General features: G+C 66.0%; 12 protein-coding genes, 1 pseudogene and 1 riboswitch. Of the genes and pseudogenes, 8 read left to right on the top strand and 5 right to left on the bottom strand.

Annotated elements, in window-relative coordinates; genetic code table 11:
* Positions 1 to 432: 432 nt before the first annotated feature.
* The gene (locus PQQ53_RS28010; RefSeq protein WP_408146969.1) at positions 433 to 1,173 is read right to left on the bottom strand and encodes a CbtA family protein; all 741 of its coding nucleotides are present in this window, start codon (positions 1,171 to 1,173) and stop codon (positions 433 to 435) included.
* A gap of 11 nt (positions 1,174 to 1,184) precedes the next feature.
* Entirely contained in the window at positions 1,185 to 1,406 is a 222-nt protein-coding gene (locus tag PQQ53_RS28005) for a CbtB domain-containing protein (RefSeq protein WP_121320359.1), read from the bottom strand.
* 52 nt (positions 1,407 to 1,458) lie between these two features.
* A riboswitch (adenosylcobalamin (AdoCbl) riboswitch) is annotated at positions 1,459 to 1,545 on the bottom strand.
* A 104-nt stretch (positions 1,546 to 1,649) separates the two neighbouring features.
* Between PQQ53_RS28005 and PQQ53_RS28000 the strand changes: the two genes are divergently transcribed.
* Positions 1,650 to 2,276, top strand: coding sequence for a histidine phosphatase family protein (locus tag PQQ53_RS28000; RefSeq protein ID WP_408327661.1), 627 nt, complete (start codon positions 1,650 to 1,652; stop codon positions 2,274 to 2,276).
* Between the two features lie 42 nt (positions 2,277 to 2,318).
* Here the strand turns inward: PQQ53_RS28000 and PQQ53_RS27995 are convergent, their stop codons facing one another.
* The gene (locus PQQ53_RS27995) at positions 2,319 to 2,759 is read right to left on the bottom strand and encodes a hypothetical protein (protein ID WP_408155645.1); all 441 of its coding nucleotides are present in this window, start codon (positions 2,757 to 2,759) and stop codon (positions 2,319 to 2,321) included.
* 310 nt (positions 2,760 to 3,069) lie between these two features.
* Between PQQ53_RS27995 and PQQ53_RS27990 the strand changes: the two genes are divergently transcribed.
* From PQQ53_RS27990 to PQQ53_RS27960, 7 genes are all read left to right on the top strand, one after another.
* Positions 3,070 to 4,587, top strand: a complete 1,518-nt coding sequence (locus tag PQQ53_RS27990) for an ATPase domain-containing protein (protein ID WP_408146961.1) — start codon at positions 3,070 to 3,072, stop codon at positions 4,585 to 4,587.
* A gap of 4 nt (positions 4,588 to 4,591) precedes the next feature.
* Entirely contained in the window at positions 4,592 to 6,250 is a 1,659-nt protein-coding gene (locus PQQ53_RS27985) for an ATP-binding protein (protein ID WP_408327658.1), read from the top strand.
* 309 nt (positions 6,251 to 6,559) lie between these two features.
* A complete protein-coding gene (locus tag PQQ53_RS27980; RefSeq protein ID WP_408155647.1) occupies positions 6,560 to 7,228 on the top strand; it encodes a MarR family winged helix-turn-helix transcriptional regulator in 669 nt (222 codons plus the stop codon).
* A 6-nt stretch (positions 7,229 to 7,234) separates the two neighbouring features.
* Positions 7,235 to 9,337, top strand: a complete 2,103-nt coding sequence (locus tag PQQ53_RS27975; protein ID WP_408327655.1) for an FUSC family protein — start codon at positions 7,235 to 7,237, stop codon at positions 9,335 to 9,337.
* Positions 9,338 to 9,380: 43 nt separating this feature from the next.
* Positions 9,381 to 9,590 (top strand): DUF1656 domain-containing protein, encoded by a 210-nt coding sequence (locus PQQ53_RS27970; RefSeq protein ID WP_408146954.1) that lies wholly within the window; start codon positions 9,381 to 9,383, stop codon positions 9,588 to 9,590.
* Complete coding sequence (locus PQQ53_RS27965; protein WP_408155652.1) at positions 9,587 to 10,612, top strand: efflux RND transporter periplasmic adaptor subunit; 1,026 nt, start codon at positions 9,587 to 9,589, stop codon at positions 10,610 to 10,612. Before PQQ53_RS27970 ends, PQQ53_RS27965 begins: the two co-directional genes overlap by 4 nt.
* Positions 10,609 to 12,159, top strand: a complete 1,551-nt coding sequence (locus tag PQQ53_RS27960; RefSeq protein ID WP_408327653.1) for an efflux transporter outer membrane subunit — start codon at positions 10,609 to 10,611, stop codon at positions 12,157 to 12,159. The genes PQQ53_RS27965 and PQQ53_RS27960 overlap by 4 nt, the downstream gene beginning before the upstream one ends.
* 238 nt (positions 12,160 to 12,397) lie before the next feature.
* Here the strand turns inward: PQQ53_RS27960 and PQQ53_RS27955 are convergent, their stop codons facing one another.
* Positions 12,398 to 12,937, bottom strand: a complete 540-nt coding sequence (locus tag PQQ53_RS27955; protein WP_408327669.1) for a (2Fe-2S)-binding protein — start codon at positions 12,935 to 12,937, stop codon at positions 12,398 to 12,400.
* Positions 12,926 to 15,193: pseudogene (locus tag PQQ53_RS27950) on the bottom strand (xanthine dehydrogenase family protein molybdopterin-binding subunit); the annotation flags it as partial. The pseudogene PQQ53_RS27950 and the gene PQQ53_RS27955, both read right to left, overlap by 12 nt.
* Between the last annotated feature and the right edge of the window lie 29 nt (positions 15,194 to 15,222).

Genomic DNA, 15,222 nt, shown 5'->3' with positions numbered 1-15,222 from the left:
GATGCGGCCCGCACCCCGTCAACCCCTCCGATGCAATTATTTTCGAAAAGTTGAGAAGCGCAGAAAAGAGGCGCCGTGAGGGGGCGACGAATTAGTTAGTCATCCGATCCAATCTGGCGCGTCGAGCAAACCCAGCGATCGACTAATAGAGCATACGGATACCAGATGGAGAGGGAACCGACGTTTTCCTGTCGCACGGTTGGATATTCCTCCTACCAGACAGAGAGTCGCGAAGAGTTTGATGAACTTGCTTTGCGGCCACTCATCTATATCGATGAGCAGAGCCGCCCCGCGAAAACTTGTCCACAGAAAAAGTGCGCAAGCCTGTGGATAACCTTCCCGCAACCGCGCCAAGTCATTGATGTAAAACCTTTCTCGCGCGTTGCGCGCCGGGCGCGGCCATCTTCGTGGTCACGCCCGCCTCGTCCAACGTCAAGCCGACTTTGTCACCGCGCGCCCATTCACGCGCATGAAAGCACCACGCTCGACCAGCGCGCCGAACAGCAGTCCGATCGTCGTCCACATGATCACCTGCATGCCAATCGCCGCGACGCGGAACTTCCACAGCAGTATTGCAGGGAAAGCCGCCGGCACTTCGTTGACGGCCGGCATCGACAGTTGCACCGCCGCGATGATCGCAACGAACACCAGTCCCGCGACAATCGAGCCGTTCCATGCGCCGAGCTTCATCACCGCGCGCCGCCGGACCTTCAGTGAGAACACCATCGCCGTCAGCGAGATTGCAATCATCAGGAAGAACAGCCCCGTGCGCATGCCGATCGTGTCGGGGTCGCCGACCGACGGCGGATTCGCCGGGTACTTGATGTTCGGCACGATCACCAATGCAATGAACGCGCCAAGCGCGAGCCATGCGGACAAGGCGCGCGCGCTCAATGCGCCCACTCGCCCATACGCATAGGCGAACACCAGCGAGAACAGGCCGCCGAACGCCGCCCCATAAGTCACCACGCCCGTCAGCAGGCCCAGGCCCGCTTGCGTGTCGCGGCTCACGAGTTCGGGTTCGGGCGCATCGCCATGCGCGGCCTCGACCTTTTCTTCGAACGAAATAGCCTGATCGACCTGCGGCTCGCCGACCATTCTGGCGAAGCCGAACGTGAGCAATCCTGCGGCGATGCCTGCGAGCATCCCGCGTACCAACAATTTACCAACCATGTCCGACTCCGTTAGTGGCAGGGAAAGCCAAGCAGATGACGGCCGTCGTGCACGAATTCATGCACGTACATACCGGGCACCAGCGACGTGGCGCCCTGTTCCGCACCAACGAAGTAAAGCGCGAGCAACAACAGCAAACCGCCGAACACGACCCACGGCAGCAACTCGCGCAGCGGAATTGGCGTAGGTTGGGCGACGGGTTGGGAAGCAGAGTCGAAAACAGCTTCGGTCATGAGGACATCTCCTGGGGGTAGCGCGCCCCGAAAGTCGATTGCAGAGGGATGGTGCGAAGCTCAGGTCTGGCTTTCGGCTAGTGGTGCCGATTACAGTGGCGCGACCGCGCCGGGCTCTCACCGGCTTCCGTGCTTCGCAGCCCCGTTATTCTACGCGCTAAACTTCGGCCTTCGTGAACGTCGGAGGCCACGCGATGCGGGCCGGCGTTGCGTGTCGGCGCGGTATCGAGGGAAACGAACGGAATGAGCATGCGACTGTTACTGCTGAGCCACGCATCGACCGCCGCGCAGCGCGCAGGCCGCTTTCCCGCCGACGATCCGCTGGACACGCGCGGCCTCGCCGAAGTCGAAGCCAATGCGGCACGCCTGCGTGCCGCGCTTCCCGGCGACGCGGCGACCTTCGTCAGCCCGGCCCTATGCGCACGCGATACGGCGTCGGCGCTGGGCCTCGCCGCGACCGTCGACGCCGCGCTGGCGGATATCAACTACGGCGACTGGCAGGGACGGCGCCTCGCCGATCTCGCCATCGAAGCGCCGCAGGAGCTGGCCGCATGGACGCGTGACCCCGACGCCGCGCCACCCGGCGGCGAATCGTTCAGTCAGCTAGTCACGCGCATGGGGCAATGGCTCGACGCGCTCGGCACGCGGGATGATGCCGGCGGCGCAACAACAACCGGCAAAACGAGCGCCGCATCGACCCACGCACACACGGTCGTCACCGTGACACACGCTCCGCTGCTGCGCGCTGCGATCGTGCATGCGACGGGGGCATCGCCCACGGTGTTTCCGCGCATCGAGATCACGCCACTGTCGATGGTCGAATTGCGGTATTCACAGCGTGGCTGGACATGGCGGCCCGCCTCCCTCTAGTCGCATCCGGTCGTAACCGCCAGCCGCCCGAGCGCTACTTCCTCACTTCCCCGACACCACCAGACGCAAACCGTTCGCCCCCGCCGGCGTCAGCGTGATATCGGTCCGCCTGCCCTTCGCACCCAGATAAAAGTGCTGGCGTCCCGGCGAATTCTGATCATGCGTCGCGTCCGGCAAACACGAAGCGATATCCGCCGCCACGGCTTGGAGCGCGTCCAGCTTCGAGCCGGCATCGCCATGCGGCGTCCACGTGCATTGGAAACTGCGATGACTCGCGGAACATTGCGCGTCGTCGCCATAGGGTTGCGCGACGCCTTTGCCGTCTTCCGGCGTCAACGACGCAAGACCGTCGGGCGCGGCCGCTACGATCCGCTTGAGCGCGGCACACGGGCTGGGCGTATCGTCGGCATAGGCGCCGCCCGGCAATAACACACCGAACGATGCGGCGGCACATACAGCGGCAAGTAATCGGAAATTGTTCATATCGGCAGCGGGACTGTTGAAAAGAGGACTGGCGTACGGCACTGACGCATTCCCAACCTGGTTCAACGCGTGGAGCACGCTCCGTGCCCATGGGCGACTCACGCGTCATGAGCGCCACATGCCGTCCTTTGCTCGCACGACATCGCGCACTGGATCAAACCAGCCGAGTCCGCCGAACCGCACGCCACCACCCCGCGTATTCCCCCTCCCGCGCAGCAACCCACTCCCCGCACCAATGGCACACAACTTGCGTACCCGCCGTACCGGCCCAGAAAACTGCGCCACCCAACCCGACGCACATCGCTACGCCATGTCAAACAAAATTGCCGCCGACACCCCGACCCGCCTTTCCAGCGGCATCGAAGGAATCGACAACATTCTCGGAGGAGGTCTCACACCCAACCGGATGTACCTCGTGGAAGGCGCACCGGGCACAGGTAAAACCACCCTGGCCTTGCAATTCCTACTCAAGGGCGCCGAGGAAGGCCAGACCGGCCTTTACATCACGCTCTCCGAAACCCGCGCCGAGCTGGTCTCCGTGGGCGAAAGCCACGGCTGGGACGTCAGCCGCTTCGCGATCCTCGAGTTGCTCTCCGACGAAGGCCTCGACCCACAATACGAGCAGACCGTGTTGCATCCCGCGGAAGTCGAGCTGGGTGAAACCGTGGGCAACGTGATCCAGCAGGTCGAAGAACTCAAACCCGCGCGCATCGTGCTCGACAGTCTCTCGGAACTGCGTCTGCTTTCGCAGAACCCGCTGCGCTACCGCCGCCAGATTCTCGCGCTCAAACGCTATTTCGCGACCCGTGAATGCACGGTGCTGCTGCTCGACGACAATTCGTCGGATCCCGGCGACGTGCAGCTGCACAGCATCGCGCACGGCGTGATCACGCTCGACAACCTCGCGCACGATTACGGCGGCAACCGGCGCCGCGCGCGCATCGCGAAGATGCGCGGCATCAAGTTCCGCGAGGGCTATCACGACTTCACGCTCGACACGGGCGGCATCCACGTCTATCCGCGCCTCGTCGCGGCCGAGCATCACGCCGAGTTCGACTCCGAGCCGGTCAGCACCGGCACGGCCGGTCTCGATGCGCTGCTCGGCGGCGGACTGATTCCCGGCACCAATGCGCTCATGATCGGCCCGTCGGGAGTCGGCAAGACCACCACCGTGGTGTCGTGCCTGATCGCGGCGCTCGAGCGCGGCGAGCGCTGCGTCTATTACGTGTTCGACGAAACGCTCACCACGCTGACGATCCGCTGCGCCACGCTCGGCATGCAGCTCGCGCCGCACGTCGAGAGCGGTCTGCTGACGTTGCGCCAGATCGATCCGGCGGAAATCTCGCCGGGCGAATTCGCGAGCGACGTGCGCGACGCGGTCGAAAAAAGGGGCGCGCGCTATGTCGCGATCGACAGCCTGAACGCGTATCTCCAGGCGATGCCCGGCGAGCGCTACCTGCTGCTGCAAATGCACGAACTGCTCGGCTACCTGAATCAGCAAGGCGTCATCACGATGCTGGTGCTGGGGCAGCACGGCATCATCGGCGAAGTGCAGAACGATGTCGACATCAGCTATCTCAGCGACGTCGTCGTGCTGTTCCGCTACTTCGAACACCACGGCGAAGTGCTGACGGCCGTGACCGCCGTGAAGAGCCGCGCGAACGCGCACGAGCGCTCGATCCGCCAGTTCCGGCTCGGCAGCGATGGCGTGGAAGTGGGCGAAGCGCTGCGCGACTTCGAGGGCGTGCTGTCCGGCTTGCCGTCCTATCGCGGCGGCACCGCCCTGCTCGGCGCGCCGGATCGCGTCATCGACACGTCGAGGCGGTAAGGTCATGGAGCACCGCGTCCTCATCCTGGCGCCGTTCGGCCGCGACGCCGAGGTGATCGCCGAAGTCCTGCACAAAGACGAACGCGTGTGCGTGAGGTGCCGCGACGCCGACGCGCTCACCAGCGCGCTCGACACCGGCGCGGGCGCCGCGCTGATCGCCGAGGAAGCGCTTGCAGGCAGCCATGCGTCGCGCCTGTTCGCATGGCTCGAAAGACAGCCGGCGTGGTCGGACTTCCCGTTCATCCTGCTCGCCGCGTCGCGCGTCGGGCATCGCTCCGCGCGCGGGCTGGAAGTGCTCGAACGGCTCGGCAACGTGGTCGTGCTCGAACGTCCGCTGAATTCGGAAACGCTGCGGCGGGCAGTGGCCTCGTCGCTGCGGGCGCGCGCGCGGCAGTATGAATCGCGCCGCCATCTGGCCGAACGGATCGAAGCGCAAGCGGCGCTGGTGCAGCTGAACGATTCGCTGGAAAGCCGCATCGCCGAACGCACGCATGAGCTCGCGTCCGCCAACGACCGGCTGATGATGGAGATTCACGAGCGCGCCAAAGTGCAGGCAGTGCTGGTGCAATCGCAGAAGATGGAAGCGCTCGGGCAGTTGACCGGCGGCATCGCGCATGACTTCAACAACCTGCTGAACGTGATCATGGTCAACGCGGAGCTGATCGCCCGGGTCAGCGCCGACGAGCGCATTCGCGGCATGGCCGCCACCGTCAAACGCGCGACCGAACGCGGCGCGAAACTGACGGGCCAGTTGCTGACCTTCTCGCGCAACAGCAATCTCGATCTGAAAGCGGTCGACGTGGTCGCGTTGCTGCATGGCATGCGCGACATCATCACGGTGTCGCTGGGTTCGAGCATCCGCTACACCAACGAGTTCGACAACGGCGAGATGTGGACCCAGGCCGATGCCAATCAGCTCGAACTGGCGATCCTCAATCTCGCGATCAACGCGCGCGACGCGATGCCGGCTGGCGGCCAGCTCAAGATCCGCGTGCGCGTGCGCGCGGCACCCGACCCGACGCTCGACGACGGCCGTTACGTGGTGGTCGAAGTCGTCGATACCGGCTCGGGCGTGCCGCCCGACGTCGTATCGCGCGTGTTCGATCCGTTCTTCACCACCAAGCCGATCGGCAAGGGCACGGGGCTCGGCCTGAGTCAGGTCTATGGCATCGCGCGGCAGGCGGGCGGCACCGCGCGGCTCTTCAGCGACGAAGGCGCAGGCACCACGGTGGAGATCTGGCTGCCGCTGCGCGAACGCGAAGCCACGCGGACCGAAGCGGCGTCCGATGCCGAAGCGAACGCCGTCGGCGAGAAGCGCGTGCTGGTGGTCGAAGACGACGGCGAGGTGCGCGCCATGCTGGTCGAGTCGCTGAGAATGCTCGGCTATACGGTGACCGAAGCCGCGGACGGCCAGGCCGGCCTGAACCGCTTGCAGGACGACAAGCCCGACCTGCTGATGGTCGACTTCGCGATGCCGGGCATGAACGGCATCGACGTGATCGCCGCCGCGCGCGCGATGCGCGAGGACTTGCCGGTGATTCTCGCGACCGGTTATGCCGACGTGGATATTTCCGGTCTGGCGGTGAAGCGCTGCACGATTCTGCGCAAACCGTTTCAGCTCGACGATCTCGCGCGGACCGTGCGGCTCGGGCTCGCGGCTTGAGCGTGACGCGGTGTCGCTTGCCGCGAGCGGCGCGCTGACGAATTCCCGGGTCGCATGCCCTTGCGACTGACGCTGCCGGCATGCGTTCATGTCCGCGCATGCACAGCCCCTACCGCCTTCCCATGGCGCACGATCGATCGTGCGGACGCCATGACCGTCTGACTGAACAACTCGCAAAGCTAATAACAACGGCACACGTCCGTCATATTCAGTAAGCATTGTCACACTGCTCCCGCAGACTCCACCCGCGCGAAAAATTTCCAATTCAATAGCTTGCTAACGAATGTTCTGGAAAATACAATACCGCGCATGCCGAATCTCGATACCCTGCGCCGCACCGTCAGCAGCACCCTGGTTGTCGCTGCCAGAAAGTGGCGGCGCACGAGCCACGGCGTGCTGGCGGCCTTCAATGTCTCCGAGGCGTGCGCCACGCCGCTCCTGACCGCCAGCCGGATCGGCGCGGCGGTGCGCCAGGTCACGCTCGCCGATCACGTCGGCATCGAGGGGCCGTCGCTCGTGCGGCTGCTCGATCAACTGTGCGCAGCGGGCCTGATGCGCCGGGAAGAAGACCCCGAAGACCGCCGCGCGAAAACCGTGGCGCTCACCGACGAAGGCCGCGCCGTCACCGCGAAAATGGAAGAAGAACTGGTCACGTTGCGGGCGCAGGCGCTCAAAGGCATATCGCGCAGCGATCTCGAAGCGGCCTTGCGCGTGCTCGATGCCTTCACGAGCGACGCCGCCGAACGCGCCGAACCGGGCGGCAGCGAGCGCACCCAGTCTGGCCAACCGATGCAGCAGGCGCGACGCATACAAGGTGCGCAACCCTCGCCGCGAGCGCAACGCCCACAACAAACCCAGCAGGCACCGGCCAAGCACACGCCCACTGCCAGCAAGACCCGCAAAGCCGCCAAGGCGCCCAAGTCCAACAAAGGCGAAGCAGACGCAGCGGCGCCGCATCACACCGGCGATCCGGCATAACGGCTCATGGTCTATCCCACCCTGCGTGACTGGCTGTTCTCGGTCAAGACCTTTGCCGCGGCCATGCTTGCGCTCTACATCGGCCTCGCGTTCGAACTGCCACGGCCTTACTGGGCAATGGCCACGGTCTACATCGTGTCGAATCCGTTCGTCGGCGCGACGCGCTCGAAAGCGCTGTATCGCGCGCTCGGCACCGCGCTCGGCGCCGCGGCCGCCGTGCTGCTGGTGCCGCCCTTCGTCGAATCGCCGTATCTGTTCAGCGTGATCGTCGCGCTGTGGACCGGCACGCTGCTCTACCTCGCCGTGTCCGACCGCACCGCGCGCAGCTACGTGTTCATGCTGGCCGCCTATACGACGCCGATCATCGCGCTGCCCTCGGTGACGAACCCGGCCGGCGTGTTCGACCTCGCGATCAGCCGTACCGAGGAGATCACGCTCGGTATCGTCTGCGCGAGCATCGTCGGCAGCTCGCTGTTTCCGAGCCGCCTCGCGCCGACCATCATCGAGCGCACCGACGCGTGGTTTCGCGATGCCGCGTTCTATGCGACCGAAACGCTGTCGGGACGCATCGCCGGCTCGGCGATCTCGGGCGCGCGCCAGCGGCTCGCCAGCACCATCAACGGTCTGGAATTGCTGCTGAGCCAACTCGCTTACGACCACACGCGGCCGGACGTGCTGGCGCGCACGCACGAACTGCGCGGACGCATGCAACTGCTGCTGCCGATCATGTCGTCGCTCGCCGATCCGCTGATCGCGCTCTACAACAGCGGCCGCCATAGCTGGCCCGAAGGGCTCGAAGCGCTGCTCGCCGATGTGATCAAGTGGTTCAACGAACCGCTGCCCGCCGTGAGCGAGGGCTATCACCCCGACACCACCGCCGATTCGCTGCGCGAGCGCATCGCGGCCATGCGCCCGCCCGCCGCCGCGCTCGCGAGCTGGGACGGCGCGCTGTTGTCGAACGCGCTGTGGCGCATGAAGCAGGTGATCGACGTGTGGCAGGACTGCCGTTCACTGCGCATCATCATCACGCGCGAAGAAGGCTCGTGGCGGCCGCACTTCCGCCACTGGCGTCTGGGCGGCACCCAGCGCTTCTACGACCGCGGCATCATGCTGTTCGCCACCGTGTCGGCGGGACTCGCCGTGGTGCTCGCGTGCAGCCTGTGGATCAGCTCGGGCTGGAACGACGGCGCCAGCGCGGTCACGCTCGCGGCGGTGGCCTGCTGCTTCTTCGCGGCGCTCGACGAACCCGCGCCGATGGTATTCCGCTTCTTCCTCGCGACCGCGATCAGCGTGGGGGCCGCGGGCATCTACCTGTTCGCAGTGCTGCCGCACGTGCACGACTTCCCGATGCTGGTGCTTCTGTTCGCGGCGCCGTTCATCCTGGTCGGCACGCTGATTCCGCGCCCGCAGTTCAATATGGTCACAGTGCTGGTTGCCGTGAACACGGCCACCTTCATCAGCATTCAGGACGCGTACGACGCGAACTTCCTCACGTTCATGAACGCCAATCTCGCGGGCCTTGCCGGCCTGCTGTACGCGTACCTGTGGACCCGCGTGACGCGCCCGTTCGGCGCCGAACTCGCCGCGTCGCGGCTCTTGCGTTCGAGCTGGGCCGACGTCGCGCTCACGGCCTCGACGCTGCCGATCGAAGACCCGCGCAATCTCGCCGCGCGCATGCTCGACCGCCTGATGCAACTGATCCCGCGTCTGGCCGCCACCGACGATCACCGCCATCCGTCGATCGAGAGCTTCCGCGATCTGCGCATCGGCTTCAACGCGCTCGATCTGCGCCGCCTGACCCACAAACTCGGCGGCGAAGCGCCGGCCGCGATCGCCCACGTCCTCGATGGAGTGCGTACTTACTACGAGAGCTGCGTCGACCACCGCAAGCGCGAGCCGGTGCCCGAGAGTCTGATGCGCTCGATCGATGCCGCGGTCGCGCGCGTGACTTCACAGGGGCTCGCCAACGCGGCGGCGCCCACCGCCACGTCGCCCACCTCGGCCCGTCAGTTACGCGACGCGCTGCACGCGCTGATCGGCTTGCGTCTTTCGCTGTTTCCGGCGACGCTGACGTCACCGACGCCGCCCGACCCGGAGACCGCAGCCTGATGCGCCTGTCCTGCAACCCGTTCCACCTTCCTGACTCCCCGCGATGATCGGTGAAATCGATATCTTCGGCGTGTTCGTGCCGGCCGTGCTCGTGCTGATGTTCGTCGCCTATCTGATCAACCTGGTGATCCGCACGGTGCTCGGACGCGTCGGTTTCTACCGCTTCGTCTGGCATCGCTCCATCTTCGATCTCGGCATCTACGTGCTGGTGCTGGGCCTTGTCGTTGTCGTTTCGCACAGACTAATAACGTGAAAAAAACCTGGTTCTCCGTCGGTCAGATTCTGCTGACCCTGATCGTGGTCGTGGTGGCAGCCCTCGTGCTGTGGAAACTCGTCGCCTATTACATGTTCGCGCCGTGGACCCGCGACGGACACGTACGCGCCGACGTGATCCAGGTCGCGCCGGATATCTCGGGGCTCATCTCGTCGGTCGAGGTGGTGGACAACCAGCAGGTCAAGCAAGGCCAGGTGCTGTTCGTGATCGATCAGGCCCGCTACACGCTCGCGCTGCGTCAGGCCCAGGCCACCGCGCAGCAGCGTCGCGCGACGCTCGACCAGGCGCGCCGCGAAGATGCGCGCAACCGCAAGCTCGGCAACCTGGTCGCCGCCGAGGTCGCGGAAGAAAGCCGCTCGCGCGTCGAGGCGGGCGAAGCCGCGCTCGCCGATGCGAACGTGGCGATCGACACCGCGAAACTGAACCTGCAACGTGCAACGATCGTGAGCCCGGTGGACGGTTATCTGAACGACCGCGCGCCGCGCACCGGCGAATTCGTCGCGGCGGGCCGCGCGGTGGTCGCAGTGGTGGACATGCATTCGTTCCGCGTCGACGGCTATTTCGAAGAAACCAAGCTGCGCGGCATCGACATCGGCCAGCCGGTCGATATCACGGTGATGGGCGAGCCGGCCGCGCTGCGCGGGCACGTGCAGAGCATCGTCGCCGGTATCGAGGACCGCGACCGCACGCAAGGCTCGAATCTGCTGCCGAACGTGAATCCGGCGTTCAGCTGGGTGCGGCTCGCCCAGCGGATTCCGGTGCGCGTCGCGCTCGATGAAGTGCCCGCCGACTTCCGGATGATCGCCGGCCGCACCGCGACGGTGTCGGTGCGCGATCTGTCGCCGGTGAGGAGGCGTGGTGTTGCGGGTGCTTCGGGTGTGGCGGGTGCTTCAGGTCCGGTGGATGCGTCGGCGGCTTCGGCTCCGGCTGCGTCGGTTGCTATGAGTGCGTCTGCTGCACGGCCGGCGTCAGCGGCGGTTTCATCGGGCGCCTCGCAATGAAGCTGTCGCGAAACCTGGCCTCTTTCCCGCTGTGGCCCCTGCTGCCGCTGTTGCCGCTCGCCGTCGCGCTCAACGGCTGTATGACCGTCGGCCCGAATTACGCGCTGCCGCAGCAGGCACTCGTCAACGCGCCGCTTGCGAATGCGCCGCTGGAAGGCGCCGATCCGGCGCTGACCTCGACTCGCAACGTGCCCACCGTGTGGTGGAAGCTGTACGACGATCCGGTGCTGAACGGTCTCGTCGACGAGGCGCTGCAATCGAACACCGACTTGCGCGTCGCGGCGGCGAATCTCGCGCGCTCGCGTGAAGCGCTGGGCGTCGCGCAGGCGCAGGGCGGCTTCTCCGGCAAGGCGTCGGCGGAGATCGAGCGCGCGCAGGAATCGGCCGAACAGTACCTGCTGTTCGAAAAACTGCCGGTCGCCAACGAGGGTAACTTCGGCATCAGCATCTCATATGAATTCGACCTGTTCGGCAAGCTGCGGCGCGGCGTGGAAGCGGCGCAGGCGGACACCGAGTCCGTGCAGGCCGCCGGCGACCTCGCGCGGATCACCGTGGTGGCGGACGTGGTGCGCTCTTACGTCGAGCAATGCTCGGCGGCCGAGGAACTCAGGATCGCGCAACAGTCGCTCGCGTTGCAGAAGCAGCGCGTGGACGTGTCGCGACGTCTGCGTGACGCGGGCCGTGGCAACCAGTCCGACGTGACGCGCGGCCAGACTCAGGTGGATACGTTGTCGGCGGATATTCCGCGCTACACGGCGCGCCGCAAGATCGCGCAATACCGGCTCGCCGCGCTGCTCGCCCGTGCACCGTCCGATCTTCCGCCGGCTGTGCTGGCTTGCGAGCGGCTGCCGCAAATCCGCCAGCCGATTCCGGTCGGCGACGGCGCCGCGCTGCTCAAGCGCCGTCCGGACGTGCGCGAAGCCGAGCGTCAACTGGCGGCGTCGACGGCGCGCATTGGTGTCGCCACAGGCGCGCTGTATCCGACGATCAGCCTCGGTGCGTCAGCAGGCTATACCGGGATTCTTGAAGACATCCCCACGCTGCCCACGGCGCGTTGGGCTTTCGGTCCGCTGATCAACTGGAACTTCCCCACCAATGGCGCGCGTGGTCGCGTGCGTGAGGCAGAGGCGTCGAGCGATGTGGCGCTCGCCAAGTTCGACGGCGTGGTGCTGACCGCGCTGCGCGAGACCGAAACCAATCTCGCAACCTACGCCTCCGACTACGCGCGCGCCGAATCATTGCGCGCCGCGTTGAAGTCGGCCGCCGAGTCGGCGGATGAAACGCATCGGCTGTATCGCGCCGGGCGCGAGTCCTTCATCTCGGACCTGGACGCGACGCGTACGCTGACCTCGGTGAAGTCTCAGGTCGCGACCGCCGAAGGCCAGGTGGCGATCGATCAGGTCAACCTGTTCCTCGCGCTCGGCGGCGGTTGGGAGATGGATGTGCTGAGCGCGCCCGCGGTGGCGGCGCCTCAGGCAGCAGGACCCGCGGCGAAGACCATGCCGACCGCAGCGACGGCAACCGCAACCGCTGCCAAAGCGCCCTGAATGCTTACGAATTATTTTTGATAACCTTTCTTTTGCCTTTCATTTGCGATTAAATACATGACACCAACCACACATTACGGGGTCACGTATGTCGCCATTCATGCAAGGCGCAGTCACGCTGGGCGGATGTATCGGCATCTTCACGGCGGTGGTCGCCGTGGTCGAGATGCTGGCGAATTGAGCCCGTACGGCATCTGCCGGCACTAGCGCAGCCTTTGCCGAATACGCGCCGGCGGCACTAAGCCAGCCGGCGCTTCCCGGCCGCCTGGTGGATCGCCGCCCGCACCCGTGGATACGTGCCGCAACGGCACACGATGTTCGACATCGCCGCGTCGATATCCGCATCGGTCGGATCGGGCTTTTGCTTGAGCAGCGCGCACGCCGCCATCAGTTGCGCGCTTTGGCAATAGCCGCACTGCACTACGTCGAGGTCGATCCACGCCGCTTTCAACGCTTGCGCTTCGGCGCCTTGCACGCCTTCGATGGTCGTGATTTTCTGCGCGTAGCCCACGCAGGACATCGTCGTCTGACAGGCGAGGCAGGCGGCGCCATCCAGATGGATCGTGCATGCGCCGCAAATCCCCACGCCGCAGCCGAACTTGGTGCCGGTCATGCCGAGTTCGCAGCGCAGCGCCCACAGCAGCGGCATGTCCGGCTCGGCGTGCACCGCCACCGCGCGGCCGTTGATGTTCAGCGACCCCTTGCTTGCCTGCTGTCTCGGCGCAGCCTTGCATCCCTGCGGATTCGAAGCCGCGACGGGCAGGTTGGCGAGCCGCAACGGGAGCGTGCGCAAACGCGTGCCGGTCAGCGTGAACACCGCATTGGCGACCGCCGGCGCGATCGGCGGCACGGCCGGCTCGCCGACGCCTTGCGGGTGCATCCGGCTCGGCATGATGTCGGTTTTGATCACCGGACAATCGTTCATCCGCACGACCGGGAAATCGACGAAGTTCTTCTGTTGCACCTGGCCCTTGACGATCGAGATCTCGTCCTGCAGCGCGGCCGACAGACCGAACACGATCCCGCTCTCCATCTGCTGAGCGATCAGATTCGGATTCACCGGCAGGCCGCAATCGATCACGCACACCACCCGGTGCACGCGAATCTGCCGCTTCGGCCCGAGCGACACCTCCGCCACCTGCGCGACCACGCTGCCGAACGCCTCGTGCAACGCGACACCGCGTGCACACGGCGCGCCGTCGGCGGCCGGTTTCAACGGCTGCCCCCACTCCGACAACTCGGCGACACGCTTCAATACCGCCAGATGGCGCGGATGCTCCGCGAGCAGCGCCGCGCGGAACGCGATCGGATCCTGGCCAGCCGCGGCGGCGAGTTCATCGGTGAAGCTCTCGGTGAAGAACGCCTGGTGCGAATGACCGACCGAGCGCCAGAAGCCGACCGGCACCGGCAACTCGACGATCTTGTGCGCGACGCGCGCGGCGGGCCATTCGTACGGCTGATCGAACGCGCCTTCGCAGGTGGTTTTATCGATGGGAATGCGCGGCACGCCGTAGTAGCGCGCGAGCGATTCCGGCACGATCGCCTGACTCGCCGACGTGCTGCGCCACGCGAGCACTTTGCCGTGGTCGTCGAGCCCGGCCTTGAGCCGCGACACGCACGCGGGCCGATAGAAGTCGTGCGTGAAATCCTGCGCGCGCGACCAGATGGTCTGCACCGGATGGCCGCCGCCTTCGCGCGCAATCACTGCGGCCTGGACGATGAAATCGAGCTCCAGCCGCCGGCCGAACGCGCCGCCGAGCAGTTGCGTCTGCAAGTCGACCTTGTCGGCGTCGATGTCGAGCACCTTGGCCACGTGCTGCCGCGCGAGCGCGGGCATTTGCGTGGAGACCCAGACGGTGGCCGCGCCGTCCGCGACCTGCACGGTGCAATTGACCGGCTCGACCGCGCCGTGCGCGAGATACGGCGCGTGATACTCGGCATCGATGACACGCGCCGCGCCGCGCAAGGCGGCATCGACGTCGCCGCGATGAAAGTAGACGTGGCCGTCGCTGTCGTCGAGCGCCTGCGCAAGACGCCGGTCCACGTCCGCGCTCGATACGCTCGCGGCGGCGCCATCGTGCCAGGTCACGTCGATCTTCTCGACCGCGTTCATCGCGCGATACGGGTTGTCGGCGATCACCGCGACGCCACCACTGCCGCCGCTATACGGTGCGAAGGCCAACGCCTTGATAAAGCCCGGCATCTGTCGCGCGGCAGTCTCGTCGAAATGCGCGACCGAGCCGCCGAGCGTCGGGCACATCACGACGCCCGCGTACAACAGGCCGTCGGGCAGCGCGTCGATGCCGAAGCGCGCCGCGCCGTTGACCTTCGGCGCGGCCTCGATGCGGCGGATGGGTTGGCCGATCAGCCTGAAGTCGGTGGGATTCTTCAACTCCACCTTGCGCGGGAACGCCTGCAGCGCCGCCAACGACGACAATTCACCGAAACTCGCCTTATGGTCCGGCCCGTGCAGCACGTAGCCGTTTTCCGCGCGGCATTCGGCGGCAGGCGCCTTCCATTGCTCGGCCGCCGCGCCGATCAGCATCATGCGCGCCGACGCGCCGGCTTCGCGCATCGGCGTCCAGAGATCGTTGATGCTCGATGAGCCGCCCGTCATCATCGTGCCGGCCTCGCGCATCGCTTTGCGGGTGAGCCAGATCGTCGTGCGCTTGAACGCGCTGTCGTCGTCGGGGCGAAACGGCAGATCGTCGATGATGTTCTGCACGCTGTTGTAGATCTTGTCGATCGGCCCCTCCTCGACCCTGACCCGCGACCAGTCGGCGTTGAGTTCCTCGGCGAGCAGCATCGCGAGGCCGGTATGGATGCCCTGCCCCATCTCCGCCTTGCTCATCATGATCGTCACGGTGTTGTCGGCGGCGATCTTGACCCAGCCGTTGAGCGCGACTTGCGAGCCTTGGGTGGGCAGCGGCGTCGACGTGTTCAGCCGCTGGCGCGGCGGCAACACCCCCCAGCCGACCAGCAACGCGCCCACCGCGCCGGCGCCGCCGAGCAGGAAGGTTCTGCGCTTTAACATGACATGGCTCGATCAGCTTGCACGGTGAC

It is taken from the genome of Paraburkholderia strydomiana, from assembly GCF_046030495.1.
Classification (GTDB): domain Bacteria; phylum Pseudomonadota; class Gammaproteobacteria; order Burkholderiales; family Burkholderiaceae; genus Paraburkholderia; species Paraburkholderia strydomiana_A.
This window is presented reverse-complemented; position numbering and strand designations above follow the sequence as displayed.